This window comes from Thioclava sp. JE_KL1 (assembly GCF_009296265.1).
Classification (GTDB): Bacteria; Pseudomonadota; Alphaproteobacteria; order Rhodobacterales; family Rhodobacteraceae; genus Thioclava.
In genome coordinates, this window is the sequence record NZ_WBJS01000002.1 from 515,920 (window position 1) to 541,532 (window position 25,613).

Genomic DNA, 25,613 nt, shown 5'->3' on the forward strand with positions numbered 1-25,613 from the left:
AAATGACCTATACCCCGCATGGCAAGCATCTGATCGCAGGCGATTGGGTAAAGACCGAAACCCGTTTCACGTCTGACCCGGCGCATGGGCCCTCGCACGAGTTCTGCATGGGCACGGTCGAGATGGTGAATGCCGCCTGCGAGGCGGCCGAGGAGGCGTTCTGGGACTATGGCTATTCGAGCCGCGAGACCCGCGCGAAGTTCCTCGAGACGATTGCCGACGAGATCGAAGCGCGCGGCGAGGCGATCACCGAAATCGGCACGCAGGAAAGCGGCCTGCCCGAAGCGCGCCTGAATGGCGAGCGCGGGCGCACCACCGGCCAGCTGCGCCTTTTTGCGGATCACATCCGTAAGGGCGACTATCTGGATCGCCGCCACGACAAGGCGCTGCCCGATCGCCAGCCGCTGCCGCGCCCCGATCTGCGGATGATCCAACGTCCCATCGGGCCGGTCGCGGTGTTCGGCGCGTCGAATTTCCCGCTCGCGTTTTCGACGGCGGGCGGCGACACGGCCTCGGCGCTGGCGGCGGGCTGCCCGGTCGTGGTGAAGGGCCATCCGGCGCATCCCGGCACCGGCGAGATCGTGGCCGAAGCGATCAAGGCCGCGGCGGAGAAATGCGGAATGCCCAAGGGCGTGTTCAGCCTCGTCCAAGGCGGCTCGCATGATGTGGGGCAGAGGCTGGTGCAGCACCCGCTGATCAAGGCGGTGGGCTTCACCGGCAGCTTGGGCGGCGGCAAAGCGCTTTACGACCTTTGCGCGCAGCGTCCCGAGCCGATCCCCTTCTTCGGCGAACTGGGCTCGGTCAACCCGATGTTTCTGCTGCCGGAAGCGATCAAAGCGCGCGGCGAGGACCTCGGCGTGGGCTGGGCGGCCTCGCTGATGATGGGCGCGGGGCAGTTCTGCACCAACCCCGGCATCGTGGTCGTTCGGGAAGGCACCGAGGGCGAAAGTTTTGTGACCGCGGCCCTCGCAGCGCTCGAGGCTGGCGGCTCGCAGGTCATGCTGACCGACGGCATCGCCGAAGCCTATAGCAAGGGCGCCGCGCGGTTCGAGGAGGCCGGGGGCGTTCAGCAATTGCTCACTCAGGTTTGCGACCGGCGCGAGGCGAAGCCCTACCTGTTCCGCGTCTCCGCCGCCGACTGGCTGGAGAACGAGGTTCTCTCCGAGGAAGTCTTCGGCCCGCTCGGGCTGATCGTGACCGTCAAGGATGACGACGAGATGGTGAAGGTCGCACGCAGCTTCTCGGGGCAGCTGACCGCGACGCTGCATATGGATGACGGCGATGTGGCGCTGGCCGGACGGCTGCTGCCGGTGTTGGAGCGCAAGGCGGGCCGGGTGCTCGCGAATGGGTTCCCGACCGGCGTGGAGGTCTGTGATGCGATGGTCCATGGCGGGCCGTATCCGGCGTCCACGAATTTCGGCGCGACCAGCGTCGGCACGCTCGCGATCCGGCGTTTCCTGCGGCCCGTTTGTTACCAGAACATGCCCGAGAACCTCTTGCCCGAAGACCTGCAGGGGTGAGAGGCTTCCGCAAATCGCGGGAGGATTCATATGAGCGTGTTCGATGACAGGGTTTGCGAACTGGGGGAGGGGCCGTTCTGGCATCCCGAGCGCAGCCAGTTCTTCTGGTTCGATATCCTGAGCCGCAAGCTGCTGACGCGCGATGCCAACGGCCCGCTCGAATGGCAGTTCGAGGGCATGGCCTCGGCGGCAGGCTGGGTGGATCGCGAGCGGATGATCCTCGCGACCGAGACCGGCCTGTCGCTGTTCCACATCGGCGAAGGCACGCTGGAGCCGCTCGTCGAAGTGGAGGCCGACGATCCCGGCACCCGCTCGAATGATGGGCGGGCGGATCGGCAGGGCGGTTTCTGGTTCGGCACGATGGGCAAAGAGGCCGAGCGCGGGCGTGGCACGATCTATCGCTATTACCGGGGCGAGCTGCGTCGCCTCGTCTCGGAGATTTCGATTCCCAATGCGATCTGCTTCACGCTCGATGGTCGCACGGCTTACTACGCCGATACGCCCAGCCATAAGGTCTGGTGCCAGCCACTGGATGCGGAGGGCTGGCCCGAGGGCGAGAGCCGGCTGTTTCTCGACCTCTCGTCCGAGGGCCTCTACCCTGACGGGGCAGTGGTCGATGCAGAGGGTGGCTTCTGGTGTGCGCTTTGGAGTTCGGGGCGGGTGGCGCGCTTCGATGCGGAAGGCCGCATGACCTATCATCTCGATCTGCCGGGGAAGAACAGCACCTGTCCGGCATTCGGCGGCGCGGATATGCGCGACGTGCTGGTCACGAGCGCGCTTGAGGGGATGACCGATCCCGATGCGGTTCAGGGTCTGTCCTATTTGCTTCGCGTGCCGTTCGTGGGCGTGCCCGAGCCGCGCGTAATCTTGTAACCTTTGTCGCGAGTCAGATCGTGCGGCGTTCGCTTGCCGCACGCCGACTCTGAGTCGCGAGGGCAGGGCGATCCGGCCTTCGCGACCGCTTCGTGACACCGAAACCGTCACAAAAACCGCCTGCAGACTGTCATTTTCTCCGGGAAATTTACGTTGGGGTCGGCTGAAAACGCCTATGCCTCGCGACGTCGCGATTTCGGCGTGATGGCCAGACGCGTGTGAAAGCGTCTTGTTCCCTGCCATTTCAGGAGTTTGCGCACAGCGGGGATCGTGATCCCGAAGCCCCTAAAAACGCCAGATTATCACGCTCTGTCACGCAATCGCGACTGTTACATAGCTGTCAAAAAGCCCCGTCATGAGTGCACCCAGCGGACGGGACGAGTTTCGTTACCGCGTTCATAGCTTCCGAATTCTGACAGCGAGGACTGTTCAATGTTCATCACCCGCCTCACCCTCACCGCCGCGATCGCCGGTGCGACGCTGGCTTCGGCCGCCGCGGTGCAGGCCGCCGACATCTCCGGCGCCGGCGCGACCTTCCCCTATCCGATCTACTCGGCTTGGGCGAAAACCTACAAAGAGAAGACGGGCACGGGCCTCAACTACCAGGCCATCGGCTCGGGCGGCGGCATCAAGCAGATCGAATCCCGCACCGTGACCTTCGGCGCCTCGGACAAGCCGCTGGGCGGCGACGAGCTGGAGAAGAACACGCTGGTTCAGTTCCCGACCGTCATGGGCGGCATCGTCCCGGTCGTGAATGTCGACGGCATCAAGCCGGGCGAGCTGGTTCTCGACGGCGAGACGCTGGCGAAAATCTACGAAGGCAAGATCACCAAGTGGAACGATCCGGCCATCGCCAAGCTCAACGAAGGCGTGAAGCTCCCCGACGCGGCGATCGCCGTTGTCCACCGTTCGGACGGTTCGGGCACCACCTTCAACTACACCTATTACCTCGCCTCGGTCGACGAGACCTGGAAGAACGACATCGGCGTCTCGACCGCTGTCGAATGGCCGGTGGGTCTTGGCGCCAAGGGCAACCAGGGCGTGGCTGCGAACGTCGATCAGACCAAGAACTCGATCGGCTATGTCGAATATGCCTACGCGCTGCAGAACAACATGACCTACACGGACATGATCAACAAAGCAGGCAAGAAAGTCGCGCCGAAAGCCGAAGCCTTCGCCGCAGCCGCCGCCAATGCCGACTGGTCGAGCCAGCCGGGCTTCGGCGTCATCCTCGCCAACCAGCCGGGCGACAAGACCTGGCCGATGACCGCGGCGACCTTCATCCTGATGCACAAGGATGCCAAGGACGGTGCAGCTTCGACCGAAGCGCTGAAGTTCTTCGACTGGGCCTATGCGAACGGAGGTGACGCGGCAGCCAAGCTCGACTACATCCCGATGCCCGAAAACGTCGTGGCTCAGATCAAGAAAGAATGGGGTCAGATCAAAGGCAAGGACGGCAACGCTGTCTGGTCGATGAACCACTGATCCTTCCTGCCATAAACACCTACGGGGGAGGGCTGCATCTGCGGCCCTCCCTTTCTGCGATTTTGAGTGGAGTGCGCGATGACGGCGACAAGCGATTACGACAGCGGCGTGAAGAGCACGCGCCCGGTGGCCCAGTCCGACCGGATATTCGGCTCTTTGACGCTGGCCGCTGCGGTGGTGGTGCTGCTGGTTCTCCTGGGCGTGTTCGCCTCGCTCGTCCTGGGGGCGTGGCCGGCGTTTAAGGAATACGGGCTGTCGTTCCTGTGGACCGCGAAATGGAACCCGGTGACCGACAAGTTCGGCGCGCTGGCGCCGCTTTACGGCACGGTCGTCACCTCGATCATCGCGATGGTCATCGCGGTGCCGGTAGGGCTTGGCATTGCGATCTTCCTGACCGAAACCTGCCCGCGCGTGTTGCGTCGCCCGCTGGGGATCGCAATCGAGCTGCTCGCGGGCATTCCCTCGATCATCTACGGCATCTGGGGGCTCTTCGTCTTCGCGCCCTTCATGCAGAGCTATATCCAGCCCTTCCTGATCGACACGCTGGGCCATGTCCCGGTGATCGGCACCCTCTTCGCGGGCCCGCCCTACGGGATCGGGATGCTGACCGCGGGGCTGATCCTCGCGATGATGATCCTGCCCTTCATCGCCTCGCTCGCGCGCGACATCTTCCAGACGGTGCCGCCGATGCTACGCGAAAGCGCCTATGGCATGGGCATGACCCGCTGGGAAGTGAACCGCCATATTGTGATCCCGCATGTGCGCACCGCGCTGGTGGGCGGCATCATGCTGTCGCTTGGCCGCGCGCTGGGTGAGACGATGGCCGTGACCTTCGTGATCGGCAACGCGCATCGCATCTCGGGCTCGATCCTCGCGCCGGGCACCACGATCTCGGCGGCGATCGCCAACGAATTCACCGAGGCCACGACGCCGATCTACACCTCGTCGCTGATCGCGCTGGGTCTCGTTCTGTTCATCCTCACCTTCATCGTGCTTGCCGCGGCCCAGTGGATGCTCAAGCGCATGAAGCAAAAGTCGGGAGCGTAAGATCATGGCTTCGATGACCCGCAGAAAGACCGTCAACGCGGTGATGATGACGCTGTCCACGGGGGCGGCGGCGCTCGGCCTCTTCGTGCTGGCCGTGATCCTGCTCTACCTGCTCTACAAGGGAGCGAGCGCGCTGAACCTCGCCGTCTTCACGCAAGACACGCCCTCGCCGATGGAGCCGGGGGGCTTGCGCAATGCGATCCTCGGCTCGGTGATCATGTCGGCGATCGCGGTGGCGATCGGGACGCCGATCGGCATCCTTGCCGGCACGTACATGGCCGAATACGGGCGTTATGCGAAGCTGTCGAAAGTGATCCGCTTCGTGAACGACATCCTGCTGTCGGCGCCCTCGATCATCGTCGGCCTCTTCGTTTATCAGGTGCTCGTCGTCAGCCTCGGGCATTTCTCGGCGCTTGCGGGCTCGGTCGCGCTGGCGATCCTCGTGATCCCGATCGTCGTGCGCACCACCGAGGACATGCTGCGCCTCGTGCCCGATCAGCTGCGCGAGGCGGGGCTTGCGATGGGATGGCCCCGGTGGGTCGTGATCCGGACGGTCGCCTACAAGGCGGCGATGGCGGGGATCGTGACCGGCGTGCTGCTGGCCATCGCCCGGATTTCGGGCGAGACCGCGCCGCTTCTCTTCACCGCGCTGTCGAACAACTTCTTCAGCCTCGATCTGACGCAGCCGATGGCCTCGCTGCCGATCACCATCTTCCAATTCGCGCTCTCGCCCTATGACAACTGGCAAGCCCTTGCCTGGGCAGGCGCACTTCTCATCACCGTCGCGGTGCTGGCGCTGTCGATTGTCGCCCGCCTCGTCACCTCCAAGAAGGAGAAACACTGATGGATACCCTCACTCGCGAACGCTCTCCGATGACCTTCGACGGGGTGGATCCCGCGCCGAAATCGCGCATCTCGATCAAGAACCTCGATTTCTACTACGGTGATTTCAAAGCCCTGAAATCGATCAATCTCGACCTGCCCGAGAACCGTGTGACCGCCTTCATCGGCCCGTCGGGTTGCGGCAAGTCCACGCTCCTGCGCGTACTCAACCGGATGTATGACCTCTATCCGAAGCAGACCGCGACGGGGGAGGTGCTGCTCGATGGCGAGAATATCCTCGGCAAGAAGGTCGATCTGAACCGGCTGCGCGCGAAGGTCGGCATGGTGTTCCAGAAACCCACGCCCTTCCCGATGACGATCCACGAGAATATCGCCTTCGGCCTGCGCCTCGCGAATTACGCGAAATCCGAGATCGACGACCGGGTGCAGGCGGCGCTGAAAGGGGCGGCCCTCTGGGACGAGGTGAAGGACAAGCTGCAAAGCTCGGGCCAGTCGCTCTCGGGCGGCCAGCAGCAGCGTCTGTGCGTCGCGCGCACCATCGCGGTGGAGCCGGAGGTGATCCTGCTCGACGAGCCGGCTTCCGCGCTCGATCCGATCTCGACCGGCAAGCTGGAAGAGACGATCCACCAGCTCAAGGAGCAGTTCACCATCGCCATCGTCACCCATAACATGCAGCAGGCGAGCCGCGTCTCCGACCGCACCGCCTTCATGTATCTGGGCGAGCTGATCGAAGAGGGCGAGACCGCGCAAATCTTCACCCGCCCGCGGGTCGAGCGCACCTCGGACTACATCACCGGGCGGTTCGGCTGATCGCACTGTCGCCTTGTTCTTGCAGGGACGCGGGCGTAGAAGGCGGCCAGTATCCAGCGGAGTGGTGACATGGCTTTGAACAGACGGCGTCTTCTGCAACTCGGCGCGGCTTCGATGGCGCTGGCGGCAAGCCCGCGCGGCGCGATGGCCGCGTTCGACCCCAAGCCCACGGGCTGGCGCACCTTCGAGCTGGTCACCAAGGTCAGCCTGCCCGGCGGTGGCGAGACGGCGCAGCTTTGGGTGCCGGTACCCTCGGTTCATGGCGACGGCTGGATGAAGCCCGGCGCGGTGAACTGGGAAAGCGATGCGGACGAGGTGCAGATCGTGAACGCGCCCAACAGCGGCACGCCGATGGTGCATGCGGTCTGGGGCGCCTCCGACGGCCCGCGTACGCTGACCCTGACCACGCAGGCGCAGACGCAGGATTTCGTGGTCGATCTGAGCAAACCGGGCGACGTGGAGCCGCTCGACGAGGTCGAGCGCGCGCGCTTCACCGCGGCGACCAAGCTGCTGCCGACCGACGGGATCGTGAAGCAGACCGCCGACTCGATTACCCGCGGGAAGACTGGCGATCTCGAGAAAGCCCGCGCGATCTACGAGTGGATCGTCGAGAACACCGTGCGCAACCCGAAGACACCGGGCTGCGGTCTCGGCGATATCTCTTTCATGCTGACCTCGGGCGATCTGTCGGGCAAATGCGCCGATCTCAACGCGCTCTTCGTCGGGCTGTCACGTGCCGCCGGTCTGCCCGCACGTGATGTCTATGGCATTCGCGTCGCGCCCTCGCGCTTCGGCTACAAGAGCCTCGGTCTGAAATCCGACGATGCCACCGGCGCGCAGCATTGTCGCTCGGAAGTCTGGCTGAGCGGCTTCGGCTGGGTGCCTGCCGACGCGGCCGATGTGCGCAAGGTGATGCTGCAGGAAGGCGAGGGCCATCTGGGGCTCAAAGACCCGAAGGTGGTCAACGTGCGCGCGAAGCTGTTCGGCGCATGGGAAGGCAACTGGGTTGGCTATAACTACGCGCATGACGTGGACCTGCCGGGCTCGGACGGACCGGAGCTGCCCTATCTGATGTATCCGCAGGCCGAGATCGACGGCAAACGCCGCGACTATCTCGACGCCAAGGACTTCACCTATCAGATCACCGCGCACGAACTGTCGGCCTGAAGTCTCTCGTATCGGTGACAATCGCGCACTTTCCCTTGGCGCCCTGCGGCGCTAAGGGCGTTTGCAGGAGGTGCGCCAGATGCGTGTTTTCATAAACGGGTTCGGACGGATCGGTCGCTCGGTGCTGCGCGCCTGGGCGGAGGCGCCTGCGCGCTGGCCGGGACTGGAGATCGTGGGCGTCAACGATATCGAAGCGCCCGAGATGCTCGCTTACCTGTTCGAATATGACAGCGTGTTTGGCCCGTGGCGCGGGAGTGTTGCGCTGGAGCCGGGTGCGCTGGTGATCAACGGCACCCGGATCGCGCTGCACCGGGCGGATGATATCTCCGCGCTCGATCTGTCGGATGTCGATCTGGTGATGGAATGCACCGGCCGCGCCGACAGCCCGCAGATCGCAGGGCAGGGGATCGCAGGCGGCGCAGCCCGCGTGCTGATTTCGGGGCCTGCGAAAGCGGCCGAGATCACGGTGGTTCTGGGCGCCAATGACGCGGCGCTGAACGGGCAGAAGATCGTCTCCAACGCAAGCTGCACGACGAATGCGCTGGCCCCCTTGGCGCGGCTGATCGATGCGGAATTCGGGATCGTCACCGGCTCGATGACGACGGTGCATTGCTATACCGGCTCGCAGCCCACGGTCGACAAACCACGCGGCCCGATGGAGCGCTCGCGCGCGGCGGCGCTCTCGATGGTGCCGACGACGACCTCGGCGGGCAAGCTGATGGAAGAGGTGCTGCCCGATCTCGCCGGTCGCCTGATCGCGCAGGCGGTGCGGGTGCCCACGGCCTCTGTCTCGGCGGTCGATCTGGCGGTGACGGTCGAGCGCCCCGCCACGGTCGAACAGGTCAACGCGGTGCTGCAAGGCGCGGGTGGCGTGATCGGCACGACCGGGAAGCCCCTCGTCTCCACCGATCTGCGTGCGCGCCCCGAGAGCATCGTCATGGCGCTGCCCGAGACCCGTGCGACCCAGCACGGGCTGATCCGGGTCTTTGGCTGGTATGACAACGAGTGGGGCTTCTCCAACCGGATGCTGGATATGGCACTGCGGATGGGCTGACATGAAAAAGCCCCGCCGGATGGGCGGGGCTTTCACTGTCTGGCTTGGGCGCGGATCAGTTCCGGTTGCCCATGAATTGCAGCAGGAACATGAACAGGTTCAGGAAGTCCAGGTAGAGCTGCAGCGCGCCGATGATGGCGGCTTTGCCCATGAACTCCGAGTCGCTGGCCGCGAGCTGCAGGTAGGTGTTCTTGATGTTCTGCGTGTCGTAAGCCGTGAGGCCCGCGAAGATCAGAACGCCGATCACCGAGATCGCGAAGGCCATCGCCGAGGAGGCGAGGAAGATGTTCACGATCGAGGCGACGATCAGTCCGATCAGACCCATCATCAGGAACGAACCCATCGCGCTCAGGTTACGCTTCGTGGTGTAGCCGTAGAGCGAAAGACCCGCGAAGGAGATCGCCGTCACGAGGAAGGTCTGCGCGATCGAGATGCCGGTATAGGCGGCGAAGATGAAGCTGATCGACAGCCCCATAAGCGCGGCATAGACGAAGAACACGATCTGCGCCGTGCTGGTCGACATCTTGTTGATCATCGCACCGAAGGCGAAGACGATCGCCAGCGGAGCCAGCATCACAACCCATTTGAGGCCCGAGCCGAAGATCGCGGCAACGAGCGCCGGGTTCGTACCCACACCAAACGCCACGGCCCCGGTCACCAGCATCGCCAGCGACATAAGCCCGTAGACCTTGTTCATATGTGCGCGAAGACCCTCGTCAATCGCAGCCTGACGCGTGCCCGCACGAGGGGTCCGCATCGTTTCGAAATCAGCCATCAGCACCTCCAACTATGTCTCCCGGTCGTCCCTCGGACCGGTTTCGGTACCGATATTGGCAGAGCAGCCCCGAAATTCAAGATTTGGGGCTGCCTGAAAATGCGCCCTTTCACACTGTTTTCACGTCTTTTGTCTCAGCGGCCCGCGCGCCAGTGATCGGGGGCGTCCCAAATCCGGCGCCGCGCCTCGAATGCGGCCTCGGTCTCGCTTAGCCCGAGGTCGTCGAGAAGCCTTGAATCAAGGCGCTCGAGCGCCCGGCGCGACCGGTGATAGGCGGCCATGCGAGCGAGGGTCGCAAAGAAGCCGCGCCGGGCGGGACGGGCAGGGGCGCAGCAGGCGGCGTTGCGCCGGGTCAGGAAGGTCATCGTCTCATCCTCCGTGGCAGATCGTTCCTGCCGAGAAGGATGGCGCAAGTTTATTGATGATGAAAACGAATGATTGTGCTATTGAGCATCACGAAACGTGATGTATGGGCGGACTGGGCGGACATGGCGCAAAACCTCGATATCGCCGCGCTGCGGGCGCTTCTCACGGTCGCCGAGACCGGGTCGGTGACGCAGGCGGCGCGACTTCTGAACCTGACGCAATCGGCGGTCTCGATGCAGATCCGCCGGTTGGAGGAGGCGCTCGATAAAGGTCTCTTCGACCGGGCGAACCGCAAGATGGCGCTGACCCGCGCGGGGCGCTCGCTTCTGGACCACGCCCGCCGGATCTGTGCCGAGAACGATGCGGCGCTGGCGCGACTGCGCGCGGCGGACGCCGAGGTGACCGTGCGGTTCGGTCTGCCCTATGATCTGGTCAGCCCGCAAATGCCGGGCCTGCTGCGCGCGATGGCCGAGCAATGGCCGATGGTGCGCCTGCAGCTTGTTTCGCGCCGTTCGTCGGTGCTGCGCCGGATGTTCGATGCGGGGGAGCTCGATATTATCCTGACCACCGAAGACAAGCCCGGACACGAGGCCGAGGTGCTGGCTTCCGATGATCTGGTCTGGATCGGTGCGCAGCTGGGTCGGGCCTTTTGCGAGCGCCCGCTGATGCTGTCGATCGAGGAAAGCTGCGCCTTCTATGACGCGGCACTGGAGGCGCTTGAATCGGTCGGGATCGAGGCGAAATCCGCTTTCGAGGGGCAATCCGACGAAATGGCGAGCGCAACGGTGGCGGCCGATATGGGCGTCGCGGTGCGGCTGTCGCGATATATCCCGCTGGGCTGCGTGGCCCTGGGGCCCGAGAGCGGCCTGCCGGCAATTGGCCGCTCGCGCATCTGTTTCTACGACACGGGCCGATTGACCGGCGATCCGGTCGATGCGTTTCGCGCCATGCTCCGCGAGGCCTATGCCTGAGCGCCGATCTCGATGACCAGCTTGCCGGTGGAGCGGCGCGCGCGCAGATCCTCCAGCGCGTCCGGGATCTGCTCCATCGGATAGATCGCGCCGATATGCGGGGTCAGCCCGCCCTGCGCGAACCAGTCGAACAGCCGCGCCATCGAGCCGGTCAGCACCTGCGGGTCGAGCTTGAGATAGCCGCCCCAGTAGAGCCCGTGGATCGCGATGTTCTTCACCAGCGCGTGGTTGAGCGGCAGTTTCGGCTGGCTGCCGCTGGCGAACCCGATCACGAGATAGCGCCCGCCGGGCTTCAGCGCGCGGAACGCCGCTTCGCCCGCCGGGCCGCCGATCGCGTCATAGACGACATCGCAGCCGCCAAGCGCCTTGATGGCCCCCTTGAGGTCGTCGCTCTCGCTGTCGAGCGTCTCATCGGCTCCGGCGTCTCGCGCGGTTTTCTGCTTCGCCTCGCCGCGCGCACAGGCGATCACCCGGGCGCCCATCTTCTTGCCGATCTCGACCGCGGTAAGACCGACCCCGCCTGCCGCGCCCAGAACCACCAGAGTCTCGCCCTCGGCGAGATTTGCGCGCGTCTCCAGTGCCACATGGCTGGTGCCATAGGCGATCTGGAAGGCCGCCGCCTGCGCGTAGCTCATCGCGTCCGGCATTGGGGTGCAGCGGCTTTCCGGGAAATTGCCCGCCTCCGCCAGTCCGCCTTGGCCCGCAAAGACCGCGACGCGGGTGCCCGGAGCGAGGGTGCAGCCTTCGCCCGCCGCGATGACCTCGCCCGCGAGCTCCATCCCGAGCGTGAAGGGCGGGGTGGGGGTGTCTTGGTATTTCCCCTCGATCATCAGCAGGTCGGCGAAGTTCAGGCCGCAGGCCCGGATGGCCACCTGCACCTCGCCCGGTCCCGGCGCGGGCAGGGGGATTTCGGTCAGCTCGGGGCGTTGCCCGGGGGCGGTCTGAACATAGGCGCGCATCGAATGCTCCGGCAGGTTGTGTCTCGAGGCGGGTCGGCCAAGCGGTTGGACCCTTCGTCGTCCGTGATAAACCGCGCGAGAGATCAGGACCAGCCCGCACATTTGGCGCCGGAAGCGACCCCGCGGCAGGTCCGATCCGCGGGTTGACGCGCGAATCAATCCCTCGTGAAAGACCGGTTAGCGCCACCATCTTCCCCTACGGCACCTGAGTCGCTGATTTGCAAATCGCAAAACACGCGGAAGGCGAATAGCGGGCGACCTATCCTTTAGGTTAGGTGTGCTGCGGAAAGCCGCAAATTCCCTGTCTTTTTAGACAGGTTTGCGATTTTACCCGCGCAGGCCACACTCAGCGCACGGTAGTTTGCGGGTGAAATTGGCTTAAAGGGGAAAGAGTATGAAGCATCCGGTTGATGTCCACGTGGGCAAGCGGATCCGGCACCGGCGCTGGATGATTGGGATGACCCAACAACAGCTTGCGGACAAAGTTGGGATCAAATTCCAGCAGATTCAGAAATACGAAACCGGGATGAATCGCGTCTCGGCGTCGCGTCTCTGGGATATCGCGGATGCGCTCGAGGTTCCGATCTCGTTCTTCTTCGAGGGGCTCGCGGAAGACAGCGGGATGCAACCGGAAGTGGCGGGGGATATTCTGTCCGACAAGGAGGCGCTCGCGCTCGTGCGTTCCTACTACGCGATCCCGGAGGCGCAGCGCCGCCGGCTGTTCGAACTGGCCAAGGTTCTGTCCGACGCGGCCTGAGCGCCACGCAGACGAGTTTAGGCGCAACTGGCGACCGAATGTGGGGCGGTCGGCAGCTTGACCCGGAGAAGGGGGGCGGTTACCGCTCCCCTTATCTCATTTCTGGGGGTCGGTTGCGGTGACGGTGCGGCCCGGGGAGGACACCGATGCTTGATCTCGACACCGATACCCGTGCGGCGCTCGCCGCGCTGGCCAATGACCTTGCCGATTGCGCCCGTCGCGAGACCCTGGCGCAGTTCCGGCCCGTGGGTGGGATCGGTGCGGATAACAAGCTCGAAGGCGGTTTCGATCCGGTGACCGAGGCTGACCGCTCCGCCGAGGCCGCGATGCGCGCCCTGATCGCGGAGCGCCGCCCGCAAGACGGCATCTACGGTGAAGAACATGGCGTGACCCGTGGCGAGAGCGGCCTGACCTGGGTGCTCGACCCGATCGACGGCACGCGCGGCTACCTTTCGGGCACGCCGACATGGGGCGTGCTGATCGCGCTATGCGCCGAGGAAGCGGATGGTCCCGGCGCGCCGATGATGGGTGTGATCGACCAGCCCTATATCGGAGAGCGGTTCACCGGCGGCTTCGGGCGGGCGACGCTGGAGGGGCCGCATGGCGGGCGCGATCTCGGCGTGCGCTCTGGGCGCGGGCTCGACAGCGCGACGCTTTTCACCACATTCCCCGAAGTCGGCACGCCCGACGAAGGCGCGGCCTTCGCCCGGCTGTCGCAGCAGGTGCGGCTGACGCGCTACGGGATGGATTGCTATGCCTATGCGCTGCTCGCCGCCGGTCAGATCGATCTGGTGGTCGAGGCCGGGCTGCAGCCCTACGACGTCGCGGCCCCGATCGCGGTGATCGAGGCGGCGGGTGGCCTTGTCACCAACTGGCAGGGCGGTCCGGCCCATCGCGGTGGACAGGTGCTTGCTGCCGCGTCGTCCGAGATCCACGCCGCCGCGCTCGACGTGCTGAACGGCTAACGTCTTCCTCTTGGCAAAAATATCCCGGGGGGTGAGGCGGGATCAGCGGCCTTCCAGTGGAAGGACGCCCCGCCGAACGCCCGAAGCGCGAGCGGAGGGCAGAACAGAGGGGGCAGAGCCCCCTGTCTGACCGATAGTTGCCGCTTGGCACTGAAAATATCGACGATGCTCGGCGTAACGCCCCCTGCGGAAAGCAAAGCGCCGAGATCGGTGAGGATCTCGGCGGCAAGGGCATCGGGTGCGTCAGGGTCGGGTCTCAACTCGACCCGCCTTATCAGCTCTCGGAGATGCTCATTGGCCTGGTGAACGAGCTCGGGATCGGCGAGCAAAGTCTCGAGTTCCTGCACGGCGCGGGCAAAGAGCGCGGCACTGTCGGTCGGAAGTTGTGGCAGAACTGCGCGGGTTTCTTGATGCTGATCCAGCTCGGCTTCAAGACCGGCGATCTCGCGTTCGAGGTCTTCCGCGCGCGCCTTGTAAGCGCTGTAGGGTGCGCCTTGCTCAATCGCCTCGAAGATCCGCTGGCGGCCCGTACGCGCTTTCTTAAGACGACGCTCGAGCCGCGTTGCGGCATCTGCGCCCTGGGCGCTCGCCAACTGCTTGTACTCCGCCTTGAGCGCGGCGTCGAAGCTTGCGGCCAGTTCCGCCGTCAGGAAGGTACCCCGGAGCTTCGCGAAGACGCGCGCCTCGATCCGGTCGCGGTGGATGGTCGTCTTGTTATCGCACGCGCCTTTGCGGGCTTCGCGGCACCCGAAATGCGTTCGACCAACTTTTATATAGGTCGCGCCGCAGCAGCCGCAGACCAACAAACCGCTCAACAGGTGCTTGCTGCGCCGGGCCCCGACGGGATTACCCTTGCTTTTGGCTTTTACGGCTTGGGTCGCAAGCTGCGTTTCTACTCGCTTCCATAGATCTTGATCGATGATCCGCAGCGCCGGGATCTCGATCTCCGTGGCCGCGCTCGGGGTTTCGTAGACCTCCTTGCTCCCGGTTTCGGGATGATAGCGGCGTGACGTCTTCGCGACGCTCGCAATGCCGATGTAGAGGCGATTGCGCAGCATGCCTTCGAACCGCGCCGGATTCCCTCGGATCGTGCTGATATCCCAAGTGCCACCGCGCGGCGCCGGAATGCCATCGTGATTTAGCCGCTTTACGATCGCCTGCGTCGAATGCCCGTCCGCGAACTCGCGAAAGATGCGGCGCACAACTTCGGCCTCCTCGGGATTGATCTCGCGGTTGAGCCCTTCGTCGCCGTCACGCTTGCGGTAGCCATAAGCACTCGTGTGAAGCCGTTTCCTGGTGAGCCCCTGAACCATTCCGCGGCGCGTGTGTTCTCCGATCATTTGCGAGTAGAACTGCGCGCCAAGCGCGTTGATCAGAACTTTGAAGAAGTCCTGTTGACCCTCGGCAACCGAATAGAGCTCGGCCTGCTGAAACTGGAACAGCTCGTAGTGATTGAGAGCGTCCGCGATCTTGCGAGTCAGACGATCCACGGCTTCGATGACGATCGCATCGACCTGTCGCGCGTTGACTGCAGCACACAGCGCCTGGAGACCTTCGCGGCGCGTGTTGCGTCCAGATTTCTCGTAATCCGTGAAACGATGGGTCACCACCCAGCCGCGCTCGGCTGCAAAACGCTCCGCCATGGCGACCTGATCGTCGATCGACGTTTGCTTTTGGAGACCCGAGCTATAGCGAGCATAGATTGCGACGCGTTTCGTCATTGTGCTTCTTCCTTCTGAGGCGCGGCGCGCCTGTTGGCGGGGATCGTATTCGCGAGATCCCGGACAACAGCGCGCGCCAGCAACCGTGCGATCGCGTTGCAGGCTGGTGGCACGATCGTTGCTTCATCGAGCGTATCGTTGGCGGCTGTGATGTGGGCGAATGGCATGGCAAGCTCCTTAGTGTCGGTGTCCTACTAAGGAAGCTGGGTTCATCGCTCAGAGCGCGGAAACGCGATCACGAAAAAACTGAAATTCGCGCTTCAACGCGGACCACAAGAAGCTCAAGTTCGTTGCGAACGAGCTTGCGCTAGCAGTCTCCTCAACGGCACGCTCACTTTTGGAAGAGGTTGAAAGTAGCGATCCGCTGCCTAAGGAACGAACCGAATTGGTGCAGAGCAATGCGGATCTAGCTGACCAGCGAGGTGCAAAACGCGAGCTCGAAATCTTTTGCGGTGATCCAGCACTGGGTCCAAGCGCCGTCGCCGCAGCACAACCATTCTGTAGCAAAAAATTAAGCATTAACGCTAGAAATAGCCTCGCGAATCTTTATCATGATTGCCGATCCTACTGACCGCGCCTGCTCCCTCTACCCTGTCACTTATGTTAAGATCTTTCCTCGCTTGGACATAGCAAGAAGAAATATATGTGTGAAAATTCTGATGAAACCATAAAGGGAGAATTACTTAAAATTGTCCACCTTGATGAAGAGACAGGCACGGTTTTTGTTAGGTATTCCGATGGCAGAACCGCTCGGCTTAACAATGTTGACTTTGGCTCGTTTTCTGCAAATGATGTTATTTTGGCTCACGAAGGGGGATTTCAAAAAGTTCCTGCTCAGGTTTGGCCTCATTCTCAATTAACTTCTATCGTAAGAAAGATTCTGAGCGACGGAACAGTTCTGGGCGAATCTGGAAGTGCAATTATCGTCCTGAGCAATCCAGATGGTCTTAATTTGGAACTTGATTTTACAGTTGAATTTGATAGCGGAAATTCCGCAATCACTCGCATCATTTCCAAGGAGCCAATCCGAGCCCGCCAACATTTAGCCGAAGAGGAATTGTCGCCTGCTTCTTTCTTGGTCAAGCCGCAAGCGGACGGGCTATCCTTTGAAAATTTTGGTGGATATCCCAGCGTGGTCGCGAGAGCTAAAGAGTTGATCGAAACACAGCTCGAACGTCGCGATGAACTGGAGAAGATAGGAGCTCGACCTGTCAAAGGAATACTTTTTACTGGCCCGCCAGGAACAGGAAAGACGCATCTCGCACGTATTATTGCCAACCAAGCAGGGGCAGATTTCTATGATATAAGCGGCCCAGCAATCGTAAGCAAATGGGTTGGCGACACAGAAGAGTTGCTTCGAAAAATTTTTGAACACGCGAAAAATTCCGATCGCGGGAAAGCAATCATATTTTTTGACGAAATTGACAGCATAGCGGAAAGTCGCACAGGAGACTCCCACGAGGCATCTCGTCGTTTGGTTGCCCAGTTTCTTACACTTATGGATGGTTTCGAGACCAACAAGAACGCGACAGTTGTTATCGCCGCGACAAATCGTGCAGAGGCGCTCGACCCGGCGCTGACGCGGCCTGGACGGTTCGACTGGGAGATCGAATTCGGCTTGCCCAGTCTAGACGACCGAATTGAAATTCTTACGATTGGGACTCAGAGCATTCGATGCTCAAGCGATCTTCCGCTCGTAGAGATTGCGACGAGAGCACATGATTGGTCTGCGGCGCGACTTACATCGATTTGGACCGAAGCAGCACTCATTGCCGCATCGGACAAGAGAGAAAAAATTGCTGGCGAGGATTTGGCGCAGGCCTTCGAAAGAGTATCGCGTCGCCCTGAGCGAAAGATGAATGGCAAATCAGAAAGATGATTAGTTTGAAAAATGCTTTTCAACGAGCAACACAACGCTTTTGCAGACAAAAAAGGATTTCGAATTCGGAACCTGAACCATTACGTGAGTTTGTTTACTTGGATGAAGTTAGCCTCGCCAGCCTTTTGGCCTCGCAAAAAGGAGAAATAACCGATAATATTACGTCTCAAACTGGAAATGAGCTAGGTGCTGAAATCTCCGGATCGGTCTCGACTCACAACCCCTTAACTCCCTCTGCCGAAGTTCGTTCGCGCTTTCAGACAACCAATAGCAATTCCCTCCAGACTATCAGAAAGGCGACCGCCCAATCGCTCTTCCGAGAACTACACAAGCTAGACTATCTGCGGAAAATACAACCTGTCAAAGTATCAGAACGAGCCAAGTCAATCGAAGATTTGCGCTCAACAAAATTCTCTCATGTGGTTCATTCCGCCTCCGATTTAAAAAGAGGTGACCTTATAGAATTCAAAGTCAGATTGTCCGCATCTTGGATCTTCCAAATTAGCACCATGGTTGCAGAGTTTTCCGACATGTTTGATGAAAGTCCAGTCTTATTTATCGACCAAGTAAACTTCCTAGATCTCTATCAAGCAAGGAACGCTAATAAGATAATCAGTAAGCTTCTGGCGGGTCTGATTCCTGTTGATGGGGTCGTCTCAGATTACGTGGTCGTAAAAGGTGAGGAGAACCTTATCGTTCATCGTGATGCCATAAAAGGTTTAGATATCGAGATGCAGCCCCTTCGAATAGTGGGGGTGACTGAACACCTCGCGTATTGGAAAGACATCAGACGAATTCTCTTTGCAGACAACGAATTTACAATACTTTGCAGGCTGTCTAAGTCGAACATCCAGAACAACTGGAACCCGATTAAAGCAGCAGACATCTTCAAGGAATTTGCGCCTGACTTATCTCACCAAATCGAAGCGACCACTCGCGCAGCAATGATGCAATCGACAAATGAGGATTTCGAAAATCGCCCTGCGGCAGACACTAATAAAATGGTCCTTGCTCTAAGAAGATATAAAGATATTTTGCTTCAACGTGTCGGCAAAGATTCTAATATTGATCAAATATCTGACCTAGATCGTTTTATTGCAGACCTCTGGTTTGATGACAGTACAGCCGAGGGGCAGCGAGCAGCGTTCGCGAGCGTAAAGAACAAAGTTGTAGAAATCACGGAGCACGAAATTAGTTCTGACGACGACTTGGCCGCAAGAGAACATGTTAGAAATAGTCTAAAAATTCCCTTACTCTCTCAGCCCTCGAGAGTTGTGCAGCAAAAAGCAGAAATTGCGCCTCCTGCGGCAAAAAAAGAGAAGACCCATCTTTTGGATGTCGAGGTCGTTGCAATTTATTGGTGAATATCCGCTCTTCGAGCCGTGACTCCCTACGATTCACTTATTTCGGACTTGTAGCCTTCTCCAAACCCGAGGACGGGACCCAAGAACCGTACTTTTGACTAGAAAACCAGGGCGCTCGCAAGGCGCAAGAGCCGGTAAATTCTCGCTTCCAGCGGTCCAAGGTTGGGGAGTACCGCATCACCGTCCAAAAGGTTAACTATCGACAATTTGCACGAGGCAATTCATCTTTGCTTCGTATCAGAAATCAGAAAGGGAAGATCATGCCAAAATACCATGTATTCATTAGCCACGCCTGGTCTTACAGCGACCGATACACTGGAGTTATCAATCTTCTAAACATAGCAAAGACAAAAGTCAAAAATTTCGATTACGTCGATTATAGCGTTCCCGAGCATGACCCAGCTGTGGACCCAAATACTGAGGTTGGAGAACGAAAGCTCACTGCGCTTCTACAGGCACAAATTGCGAGAGCGAGCTCTGTCATCGTTCCTGCCGGGATGTACGTTAACAATAGATTCTGGATTCAGAAAGAGATTGATCTTGCCAAACATGGGTTTAACTATCCAAAAAGGTTAATAGCTATTCGCCGCCGCGGCCAACAACGAACGCCTCAGGATTTGATAGAGATAGCAGACCAAGTGGTGAGCTGGAGCAGCACATCCCTGGCAAGGGCTGTTGCTGACATCCCCGAGTAAAGCGAGAGTTAGGCCAATGTTGAATTCGAGATTGACGTCTAGCCATTAGGTTTTTCTGGGAAGGGCGCATGTATTAAAGATGCGCCCTTCCTACTGCAACCAAATCGGAGCCTCAATACGCTCAGGATAACGCCTTGCGGACTTGTCGGAAGTAGAAACATGAGTCTATTTACTGAATGCTTAGGCCTTCGCGATATTTCAAAACGCTCTCTTTTCCCGAAAGATAGGTTTCGTTCTGCCATTTAGCCGGAGAAAGCGAGAAGAACTTATCTTCAAAGGCAACACCCTCATCATCTCGCCCCAAGGCGAAGTGGCAATTTGCTAATGTAGCGTATACCCAGAGCTGGTCAGATCGTTCCTCAAAGTTCTTGGATGCAACCACTTCCAGCAAATTTTTAATAACTTTATCACGAATTTTTCCAGCAGACATTTGATCAAAAAGCCGCTCTCGACCTTGCGTCTGAATTGTCGACCTCGTCTCATAGCAGACGGCAGCATTTTCGCCATTGTAGTAATCATTCTTCAAATCAAATCCCCGCTCATACAAACGGATTGCAAAATCAAGGGTCGCCTTATCATGGTTGTGGGACCATAGGCGCTTGTGAATCGCACCGGCGATCCCGAGCGTCTCGGGATCGTTTGAGTTTTCTGGCTCTAGGGGTTCCAATATGTGGAGAGCTTTCATTAGTGCCAAAGGTTCAGACGGGTGCTTCGACTTGTAAGTATGCAAGGCAGTCTGCTGTCGTAGGTAAGGATTATCCGAGCGCATTTCCAAGAGCGCCCGAAATTTTTTCGCTGCTTCGCAATGATCAGAATCGTGCGCAGCCGTCTCGGCCGCATCCAAGAGGTCTGAGAAACGCTCCTGTTCTTCCTCCGCTTCCTCCAAAACCTCTTCATATTGAGCGTCGGTAAGGTAGGGCTGCTTAAGAAATGGAATATAAGTGTAAACTGGACTATCTGGAGTTTCGGACTTTGACGCAGCTTCTATTAACTTCGATAGCTCCGCTTGCGCACGTGCAGCCTCTCTGTGCCCAATGTCTTCACCCAAATGATCGTACATGAAAGTCGATGTATGATCTAGGTCGAAATGCAACCTCCCCTTCCTCTCCTTCATAATTATTGTCGAGTAGGGACGGAGTGCGTGCCGCACACCGAGTTCATAGACGGCGTTGACATTTCCAGTTGAGATATCCGCGACTACCAGGTCAGCCCTAAGCAGCATTTCGTACATGCGAACATCGATTATTCCAGAATGAAGAATTTCGTTTGCCCTAATGCATCGATACCCACATGCCTCGACAGCAGGTTGAATAATCGCTTCGTAAGTCGCATCTAAATCCAAAAGCCGCCCTGTTTCGTAGTCGGTTTTCTTTCCAAATCCCATGACTACAAAGCAAACTTTTTTTTCTGCTTCCATACTATTTCGCTCTCTAACATGTTGCTAAAGGGACCCTACTGGGTTGGAATTCGCGGCTCAAGTGACGATAGCCTCGGAATGGTCCGGTGCTGGCGTAATTTTTCTTAAACCTGAACGTGTCCATGGCGATGGAACTCAGCGTTGAAGAAAGGACTTCGCTACCCCACCGTTTTCACTGACACTAAGTTGGTCGTTCGGGGGGGGGGCTGATGCCGCAGGCAGAACTAAGTGAAGGAAGAACACGGCTCTCTTCATACTCCTCAAGCTACCATCGTTCGCTTCTGATTGACGATTGATGCCGCAGGAAGGTTTCAGGAGCAAGTTGCACGGCGTCCTTTCTAGCGCATACGAACATGTTTTAGATGCTCGGGGCCACTATGCTGATCACTCGGGTCTGCGACATGGATTCGGACACAGTGCCGCCATAAGACAGTGGCCGCTTTTGCCCTGGGGGCAGACCTTCTCCGCATCATCCTTCCACGAAGGCCCATTATGGGGCGTCGCGTCTAGTTCGAAGAACCATCTCGATCAAAAAGCGTTCTGACCAAAGGCACTAATTCGACGTCAGTTGTATTGCAGGGCGGTTGGGCGCGCCGGTTACGGTTGAGTCTGGAGCATTTCGCGGAAAGGATTTGTTGGCGCGCCCTGGCGGATTACCACCGCCATCTCTTCGAGCCCGTTCGGCGTCATATCTTCATCATGCGGCTCGCTGGATGCTGCTCGCGTGCTCGACGCCGAAAGCAACGGCCGTACGATAGGAACCGTTGATCGCGTCCCGAAGTCGACGCATCGCGCTATCGAGTTCGCGTGCAAATCGTTCTTCGGGTTCGATCCGCGCGAGGTGGCGCAGAATCTCCGCACCCGCCTCCCGGAAGCCCTCGCCAAAGACGTCGCCCTCGACCACAAGTCGTTCGCAAAAATCGCGATCAAACTCCGCGCCGCGGAGAGCGTCGGCCGGCAGCGCATCGAGAGCGTCGATTGCCACGCTTGCCAGCGTGTTCACATCGTCAATCAGACTCGGTTTCTGAAACATCGGACATCCTTTCAAAGCAGAACTGCGGGCGCTGCGGCCCTCATCGAGGGGCCGCAGCGGTTGCGGTTCAGCCGATCCCATTAGGATCATTCTGCGCGATCGCGAAATCACGCATCGCAGCGCATCTCGCCGAGCGCATCGAGCGCCTTCTGCGCCCAATATGCTTGCCCCTCGAGCTGCGTGCGGATCCCTCTCAGATCTGTCGCCACGGCTCGCATCGCGAGATGCGGCGGGGACTCTTCGACGGAGAAACGCGGTCCGAGGCGCATGTAGCCGTCTTCGAGAAATGCCCATTCGAGATCGTCATCGAGAGCGATGAGAGCTCGCGTGATCAGTGTTCGCGTTCGGCCGTTGGCTTCCGTCAGGCGGCCAAAGAGCGAGATGTCGTCGAAGCCAGTGAAAAGCATCCAGTCTTCGAGAAGCGGCGCGTTCTCGAGGTCTTTCGGGGACGGCGTCGCGGTCGCTCCGTGAACGACGTTTGCGAGCACGCTGCGCTCTTTGCGGAGCTCTTCGGCGGTGAGTTCGGACGGGTGTTTATCGTGGGTCATGTGTGATCTTTCGGAGAAATTGGGTTCAGGAGACGAAGCAGGGCTGCAAGATCCGTCCGCCTCGGTCAGAAGGCGGACGGACGCTGCAGCCCCGATGGGCGGCGCGGTTTACGGTTGGATGAGAGGTTTCGGGCGGTAGATCGCGCCACGCGGCCTCAGCCGCGACCGGACTTCACGCGGCGCAGTTGCGAGCAGCTTCTCGACCGCCTCGAATTGCTCGCGCTGCGCCGGGCCGAGGCGCCCGATGCGGGCATTGCGCTCGAACAGGTCAGACCCGGTCGCGATGAAGAGCCGATGCGATGCCCGAAACATCGTCGGACGATAGAGCCCGCAAGCGGCCGCTTGATTGTCATCAGCAATGACGATGTCATCTTCCCGCAGCAGCCGGCCCTCTGGGCTGACACCGGGCGCGACGATGTTCATCGGTGTATCGCCGATCAGCCCGCGTGAGAGCAGCAAACAGGGACGCGTGCCAGGCGGGATGTCGAACTCGCCGTCGCGCCTGCGGTCAGAGCCGTAGGGGAAGCGCATGAGGAAGATATCGCCGGGCTTGAGTTGGCCGCCCGGAAGCAGCCGAAGGTATCGATCGTGGAGCATGAGTGCCTCGTGTCGTTGAAAAGGAAAACGACGCGCCGAACCTCACCAACGAACCCGATACGGGGCTTCGGGGCGTGGCTTGATTGCGTGCGTCAAAGACGCTGCACGCAAGCAAGACATGCGCCGAGGCCTGCCCTCCCACGACCCATTGATCGCTCGCCTGCGGGCAGATCGCGCGGATGCCGGGGAGAGCGTCGAGAGGGGTGACATCCCTCTCGACCCGCCGGGGGCGCCGGAAGAGCTCGGAGAGGGTGGCGAACGCCTCTTCGATCCGTCGGAAGGACGCCGAGAGGGTCCGGGGAGATTGGCGAAAGTCTCCCCCGGTCCGCCGGATGGGCGCCTTAGGGTGCAGGGAAAGTGGCGAACGATCCCTGCCCTGGGGGTTTGGGGGATGTGGAGCTTCCCCCATGCGGCGCGCAGCGGCGCCGGGTCTGGGGCTGTGCCCCAGCGAACGCACGGGACGCGCTATCGGCCGAAGGACGATTGCGCGGGCCGTCTAGTGAGTAGATGGCCCTGCGCACCAATTACGCAATCGCGTGTGGAGCGAGGGAGTGCGTGGTGCAGCTACGTTCGGAGGGCGGGCGGTCCAGTCGTTGGGAAGAACGAAAGACGATGTTGTCTGCATCAGACTTCCAAAATCGGCCCGAAAGGGGCGTTAGACTCGCTGACACGTCATGTCCGTTTTCGGAAAATTTCCGTCATTCGCCACATTGCCAAACGCCGTAGTGAAGATTCAGCGGATTGGACTTTGCTTGGAGCGAGGCGCGTGAGCCTCGCGGAGTCCCTGGTGCGGTCGCTCGACTACTCTGGAGTAGCCAGCCTCGGGGGCTCAGTGAAAGCTGTTAACTCGCTTGTAGTGCGTGGAGCCGGGCCTCCGCGCAGCCAGGCTCCGTCCGACGACTTTGGTTTGGTGGATATTGGAAAAATCTCATCCCTTGGGAGACGCTACGAACTTCACTCTTGAAACTACTACCGCGCAGGCTCTACGTTACCGCGCAAGATATTTGCTGTTTAGAGATTTTTGTGGAGCTACTCGTGGGGTACCGAAACAAGACCTACGTAATTTTCGATGGCGACAACGACATCTGGGCCTATTACTACATGAAAGGTTGGAAGAAGAACAAAAACGTGGACTTCAACTTCCAAGATGCTCACGACCTAAACACCATTGCCAACGCATCAAGTGAAGAAAACACGAAGCGAAAGCTTCGTGAGCGATTTTCAAACGCAAAACAAGCGATCGTTTTGATCGGGGAATCGACCAAGAATCTCTATCGGTTCGTACGTTGGGAGATTGAGGCTTGCCAACGGCTTGAACTGCCAATCGTCGCCGTCAATCTCAATAAGGCGCGGAGCTTCGATGCCAATCGCTGCCCCCCGCTTCTTCGAGATGCGGACGCTGTCCACGTTTCCTATAACGCGCGCATCATCAAGTACGCGCTGGATAACTTCTGCGACAACTATAGCTCCTACAAAGGAAAGGGCCAGAACTGGCACTACAAGGACAAGGCTTATCAGGATCTTGGGCTTTGAATCATGATGATTACCCCGCACTGTTTCAGTCAGCGGATGAGGCATCAGCCGCCGCACAGTTGAGTTACTTGTGGCTGGTCAGGGTCCAGTATGGACTACTCATCGCTGCATCGACAGCCGCGCTCTGGTTTGAGAGTTCACCCAGAGTGCTCGTAGCGTACGCATTTATTATTCTTGCTTCGACGGCTTTGTTGATATTCCTGTCAGTGAAGAAGCCAGAAAAAGACTGGTATGGCTGTCGCGCACTTGCAGAGTCCATTAAGACATCAACATGGCGCTACATGATGCGCGCAGAACCCTTCAAAAATGTTTCGCAAATACGAAAAGTCAAGCGAACCTTCGCGCAGTATCTTCAGGAGATACTAGACGCGAACAGTCATGTCCGTGATTCTATCAGCCGGAGACCCAAGTCAGGCGATCAGATCACATCTGCGATGGAGAAGGTTCGTGCTCTTACATTTGATGACCGTCGTGAATTCTATCGCAAAGAAAGAATTGACAAGCAGCGAGCTTGGTATGTTTCAAAGGTAAAACTAAACCGTCAAAATTTCATAGCATGGATAGTCTTTTGTATAATTGTTCAAAGCAGCGCGATAATTTTAGCAATTGTACGCGCGTTGGATCCTCAACTTTGGTCGATATGGCCAATGGAACCACTTTTGGTGACTGCATCCGCGACAATCGGTTGGGTTCAAACGAAGAAATTCAATGAACTAGCATCGGCTTATAGCCTTACCGCTCATGAGATTGGGATTATACAGACGCGGATTGATGGCGTGCAGAACGACGAAGAACTCTCTGAGTTCGTCAATGAGGCTGAACGTGCATTCTCTCGGGAACACACACAGTGGGTCGCACGTCAGAATGAGTAACCTATACTTGCGACACAGTCGGCACAGGTGAAAAAAGTATCTCAGCGGGCCACCAAACGGGCATAAGTCGGCTACACCTGAATTCTCGTAAGTCCAGCTTTGACAAAATTTAGCGCTCGCCGTCGCCGGATGTCCGGCCTTCCTGGTGGGTCAATTGTGCTTCCGGCCAGTGACGGCTTTCAGCCTTTTATCATCAAGCCTCACGCAATCGTTGTAAGCGGCGGCTGCATCCCACCCCAGGTTCAGCTTGACGACTTGAAGGTCCACGGGAGAAGTTCATCAATGCGGCCTTGCGGATGGCCGGCGGCGATGGCTTCGAGGGTGGCCTTGAGATAGGCGAAGGGCTCGACGCCGTTGATCTT

General features: G+C 59.5%; 26 protein-coding genes. 16 read left to right on the plus strand and 10 right to left on the minus strand.

What is annotated here, in order from left to right; genetic code table 11:
- Positions 1-2 precede the first annotated feature (2 nt).
- From F8R15_RS05245 to F8R15_RS05280, 8 genes are all read left to right on the plus strand, one after another.
- Complete coding sequence (locus tag F8R15_RS05245; protein ID WP_152843819.1) at positions 3-1,520, plus strand: aldehyde dehydrogenase (NADP(+)); 1,518 nt, start codon at positions 3-5, stop codon at positions 1,518-1,520.
- A gap of 24 nt (positions 1,521-1,544) precedes the next feature.
- On the plus strand, positions 1,545-2,393 hold the full coding sequence (locus tag F8R15_RS05250; protein ID WP_368731006.1) for an SMP-30/gluconolactonase/LRE family protein: 849 nt from the start codon (positions 1,545-1,547) through the stop codon (positions 2,391-2,393).
- A gap of 432 nt (positions 2,394-2,825) precedes the next feature.
- Positions 2,826-3,878: a phosphate ABC transporter substrate-binding protein PstS gene (gene pstS, locus F8R15_RS05255; protein ID WP_152843821.1), complete on the plus strand. Its 1,053-nt coding sequence runs from the start codon at positions 2,826-2,828 to the stop codon at positions 3,876-3,878.
- A 78-nt stretch (positions 3,879-3,956) separates the two neighbouring features.
- Complete coding sequence (gene pstC, locus F8R15_RS05260; protein ID WP_152843822.1) at positions 3,957-4,925, plus strand: phosphate ABC transporter permease subunit PstC; 969 nt, start codon at positions 3,957-3,959, stop codon at positions 4,923-4,925.
- Between the two features lie 4 nt (positions 4,926-4,929).
- The gene (gene pstA / locus F8R15_RS05265) at positions 4,930-5,769 is read left to right on the plus strand and encodes a phosphate ABC transporter permease PstA (RefSeq protein ID WP_152843823.1); all 840 of its coding nucleotides are present in this window, start codon (positions 4,930-4,932) and stop codon (positions 5,767-5,769) included.
- Between the two features lie 29 nt (positions 5,770-5,798).
- Complete coding sequence (gene pstB / locus F8R15_RS05270) at positions 5,799-6,578, plus strand: phosphate ABC transporter ATP-binding protein PstB (protein ID WP_253732416.1); 780 nt, start codon at positions 5,799-5,801, stop codon at positions 6,576-6,578.
- Positions 6,579-6,647: 69 nt separating this feature from the next.
- Positions 6,648-7,745: a transglutaminase-like domain-containing protein gene (locus F8R15_RS05275; protein ID WP_152843825.1), complete on the plus strand. Its 1,098-nt coding sequence runs from the start codon at positions 6,648-6,650 to the stop codon at positions 7,743-7,745.
- Positions 7,746-7,824: 79 nt separating this feature from the next.
- Positions 7,825-8,799 (plus strand): type I glyceraldehyde-3-phosphate dehydrogenase, encoded by a 975-nt coding sequence (locus F8R15_RS05280; protein WP_152843826.1) that lies wholly within the window; start codon positions 7,825-7,827, stop codon positions 8,797-8,799.
- A 55-nt stretch (positions 8,800-8,854) separates the two neighbouring features.
- Here F8R15_RS05280 and F8R15_RS05285 read toward each other — a convergent pair whose 3' ends face one another.
- Positions 8,855-9,574 (minus strand): Bax inhibitor-1/YccA family protein, encoded by a 720-nt coding sequence (locus F8R15_RS05285; protein ID WP_134330687.1) that lies wholly within the window; start codon positions 9,572-9,574, stop codon positions 8,855-8,857.
- A gap of 134 nt (positions 9,575-9,708) precedes the next feature.
- Positions 9,709-9,939 (minus strand): DUF1127 domain-containing protein, encoded by a 231-nt coding sequence (locus F8R15_RS05290; protein WP_152843827.1) that lies wholly within the window; start codon positions 9,937-9,939, stop codon positions 9,709-9,711.
- Positions 9,940-10,020: 81 nt separating this feature from the next.
- Here F8R15_RS05290 and F8R15_RS05295 point away from each other — a divergent pair, with 81 nt between their 5' ends.
- Positions 10,021-10,911 (plus strand): LysR family transcriptional regulator, encoded by an 891-nt coding sequence (locus F8R15_RS05295; RefSeq protein ID WP_172976164.1) that lies wholly within the window; start codon positions 10,021-10,023, stop codon positions 10,909-10,911.
- On the opposite strand, the gene F8R15_RS05300 is transcribed toward F8R15_RS05295, so the two are convergent.
- The gene (locus F8R15_RS05300) at positions 10,902-11,870 is read right to left on the minus strand and encodes an NADPH:quinone oxidoreductase family protein (protein ID WP_152843829.1); all 969 of its coding nucleotides are present in this window, start codon (positions 11,868-11,870) and stop codon (positions 10,902-10,904) included. The genes F8R15_RS05295 and F8R15_RS05300 overlap by 10 nt on opposite strands.
- A 394-nt stretch (positions 11,871-12,264) precedes the next feature.
- On the opposite strand from F8R15_RS05300, the gene F8R15_RS05305 reads away from it, so the two are divergent.
- Positions 12,265-12,627, plus strand: coding sequence for a helix-turn-helix domain-containing protein (locus F8R15_RS05305; protein ID WP_078541876.1), 363 nt, complete (start codon positions 12,265-12,267; stop codon positions 12,625-12,627).
- A gap of 146 nt (positions 12,628-12,773) precedes the next feature.
- A complete protein-coding gene (locus F8R15_RS05310; protein WP_078601622.1) occupies positions 12,774-13,592 on the plus strand; it encodes an inositol monophosphatase family protein in 819 nt (272 codons plus the stop codon).
- Here F8R15_RS05310 and F8R15_RS05315 read toward each other — a convergent pair.
- Together F8R15_RS05315 and F8R15_RS21425 are read right to left on the minus strand one after the other, a co-directional pair.
- On the minus strand, positions 13,589-15,313 hold the full coding sequence (locus F8R15_RS05315; RefSeq protein ID WP_152843830.1) for a recombinase family protein: 1,725 nt from the start codon (positions 15,311-15,313) through the stop codon (positions 13,589-13,591). The genes F8R15_RS05310 and F8R15_RS05315 overlap by 4 nt on opposite strands.
- Entirely contained in the window at positions 15,310-15,480 is a 171-nt protein-coding gene (locus F8R15_RS21425; protein ID WP_172976165.1) for a hypothetical protein, read from the minus strand. The genes F8R15_RS05315 and F8R15_RS21425 overlap by 4 nt, the downstream gene beginning before the upstream one ends.
- Before the next feature lie 476 nt (positions 15,481-15,956).
- Between F8R15_RS21425 and F8R15_RS05320 the strand changes: the two genes are divergently transcribed.
- From F8R15_RS05320 to F8R15_RS05330, 3 genes are all read left to right on the plus strand, one after another.
- Positions 15,957-17,192, plus strand: coding sequence for a 26S protease regulatory subunit (locus F8R15_RS05320; RefSeq protein ID WP_152843831.1), 1,236 nt, complete (start codon positions 15,957-15,959; stop codon positions 17,190-17,192).
- A gap of 5 nt (positions 17,193-17,197) precedes the next feature.
- On the plus strand, positions 17,198-18,556 hold the full coding sequence (locus F8R15_RS05325; protein WP_152843832.1) for a hypothetical protein: 1,359 nt from the start codon (positions 17,198-17,200) through the stop codon (positions 18,554-18,556).
- Positions 18,557-18,816: 260 nt separating this feature from the next.
- Positions 18,817-19,251 (plus strand): TIR domain-containing protein, encoded by a 435-nt coding sequence (locus F8R15_RS05330; protein ID WP_152843833.1) that lies wholly within the window; start codon positions 18,817-18,819, stop codon positions 19,249-19,251.
- Between the two features lie 169 nt (positions 19,252-19,420).
- On the opposite strand, the gene F8R15_RS05335 is transcribed toward F8R15_RS05330, so the two are convergent.
- From F8R15_RS05335 to F8R15_RS05350, 4 genes are all read right to left on the minus strand, one after another.
- Complete coding sequence (locus F8R15_RS05335; protein ID WP_152843834.1) at positions 19,421-20,668, minus strand: tetratricopeptide repeat-containing protein; 1,248 nt, start codon at positions 20,666-20,668, stop codon at positions 19,421-19,423.
- Between the two features lie 697 nt (positions 20,669-21,365).
- Positions 21,366-21,701, minus strand: a complete 336-nt coding sequence (locus tag F8R15_RS05340) for a hypothetical protein (protein ID WP_152843835.1) — start codon at positions 21,699-21,701, stop codon at positions 21,366-21,368.
- Between the two features lie 107 nt (positions 21,702-21,808).
- Complete coding sequence (locus F8R15_RS05345) at positions 21,809-22,249, minus strand: hypothetical protein (RefSeq protein WP_152843836.1); 441 nt, start codon at positions 22,247-22,249, stop codon at positions 21,809-21,811.
- A gap of 108 nt (positions 22,250-22,357) precedes the next feature.
- Positions 22,358-22,846 carry a hypothetical protein gene (locus F8R15_RS05350; protein WP_152843837.1) on the minus strand — a complete coding sequence of 163 codons (489 nt, stop codon included), beginning with the start codon at positions 22,844-22,846 and terminating at the stop codon, positions 22,358-22,360.
- A gap of 1,023 nt (positions 22,847-23,869) precedes the next feature.
- On the opposite strand from F8R15_RS05350, the gene F8R15_RS05355 reads away from it, so the two are divergent.
- Both F8R15_RS05355 and F8R15_RS05360 read left to right on the plus strand, forming a co-directional pair.
- Complete coding sequence (locus F8R15_RS05355) at positions 23,870-24,379, plus strand: TIR domain-containing protein (protein WP_216644107.1); 510 nt, start codon at positions 23,870-23,872, stop codon at positions 24,377-24,379.
- Positions 24,376-25,251, plus strand: a complete 876-nt coding sequence (locus F8R15_RS05360; RefSeq protein ID WP_172976166.1) for a DUF4231 domain-containing protein — start codon at positions 24,376-24,378, stop codon at positions 25,249-25,251. The genes F8R15_RS05355 and F8R15_RS05360 overlap by 4 nt, the downstream gene beginning before the upstream one ends.
- Positions 25,252-25,493: 242 nt before the next feature.
- Here the strand turns inward: F8R15_RS05360 and F8R15_RS05365 are convergent.
- The coding region (locus F8R15_RS05365) for a transposase domain-containing protein (RefSeq protein ID WP_152843839.1) at positions 25,494-25,613 on the minus strand (120 nt) is incomplete at its 5' end.

Coding starts and splice junctions, on each gene's coding strand:
- F8R15_RS05330 (WP_152843833.1), top strand. CDS start 18,817: ATGCCAAAATACCATGTATTCATTAGCCACGCCTGGTCTTACAGCGAC.
- F8R15_RS05290 (WP_152843827.1), bottom strand. CDS start 9,939: ATGACCTTCCTGACCCGGCGCAACGCCGCCTGCTGCGCCCCTGCCCGT.
- F8R15_RS05285 (WP_134330687.1), bottom strand. CDS start 9,574: ATGGCTGATTTCGAAACGATGCGGACCCCTCGTGCGGGCACGCGTCAG.
- F8R15_RS05315 (WP_152843830.1), bottom strand. CDS start 15,313: ATGACGAAACGCGTCGCAATCTATGCTCGCTATAGCTCGGGTCTCCAA.
- F8R15_RS05245 (WP_152843819.1), top strand. CDS start 3: ATGACCTATACCCCGCATGGCAAGCATCTGATCGCAGGCGATTGGGTA.
- F8R15_RS05335 (WP_152843834.1), bottom strand. CDS start 20,668: ATGGAAGCAGAAAAAAAAGTTTGCTTTGTAGTCATGGGATTTGGAAAG.
- F8R15_RS21425 (WP_172976165.1), bottom strand. CDS start 15,480: ATGCCATTCGCCCACATCACAGCCGCCAACGATACGCTCGATGAAGCA.
- pstB (WP_253732416.1), top strand. CDS start 5,799: ATGACCTTCGACGGGGTGGATCCCGCGCCGAAATCGCGCATCTCGATC.
- pstA (WP_152843823.1), top strand. CDS start 4,930: ATGGCTTCGATGACCCGCAGAAAGACCGTCAACGCGGTGATGATGACG.
- F8R15_RS05280 (WP_152843826.1), top strand. CDS start 7,825: ATGCGTGTTTTCATAAACGGGTTCGGACGGATCGGTCGCTCGGTGCTG.
- F8R15_RS05350 (WP_152843837.1), bottom strand. CDS start 22,846: ATGCTCCACGATCGATACCTTCGGCTGCTTCCGGGCGGCCAACTCAAG.
- pstC (WP_152843822.1), top strand. CDS start 3,957: ATGACGGCGACAAGCGATTACGACAGCGGCGTGAAGAGCACGCGCCCG.
- pstS (WP_152843821.1), top strand. CDS start 2,826: ATGTTCATCACCCGCCTCACCCTCACCGCCGCGATCGCCGGTGCGACG.
- F8R15_RS05340 (WP_152843835.1), bottom strand. CDS start 21,701: ATGTTTCAGAAACCGAGTCTGATTGACGATGTGAACACGCTGGCAAGC.
- F8R15_RS05310 (WP_078601622.1), top strand. CDS start 12,774: ATGCTTGATCTCGACACCGATACCCGTGCGGCGCTCGCCGCGCTGGCC.
- F8R15_RS05275 (WP_152843825.1), top strand. CDS start 6,648: ATGGCTTTGAACAGACGGCGTCTTCTGCAACTCGGCGCGGCTTCGATG.
- F8R15_RS05320 (WP_152843831.1), top strand. CDS start 15,957: ATGTGTGAAAATTCTGATGAAACCATAAAGGGAGAATTACTTAAAATT.
- F8R15_RS05305 (WP_078541876.1), top strand. CDS start 12,265: ATGAAGCATCCGGTTGATGTCCACGTGGGCAAGCGGATCCGGCACCGG.
- F8R15_RS05345 (WP_152843836.1), bottom strand. CDS start 22,249: ATGACCCACGATAAACACCCGTCCGAACTCACCGCCGAAGAGCTCCGC.
- F8R15_RS05300 (WP_152843829.1), bottom strand. CDS start 11,870: ATGCGCGCCTATGTTCAGACCGCCCCCGGGCAACGCCCCGAGCTGACC.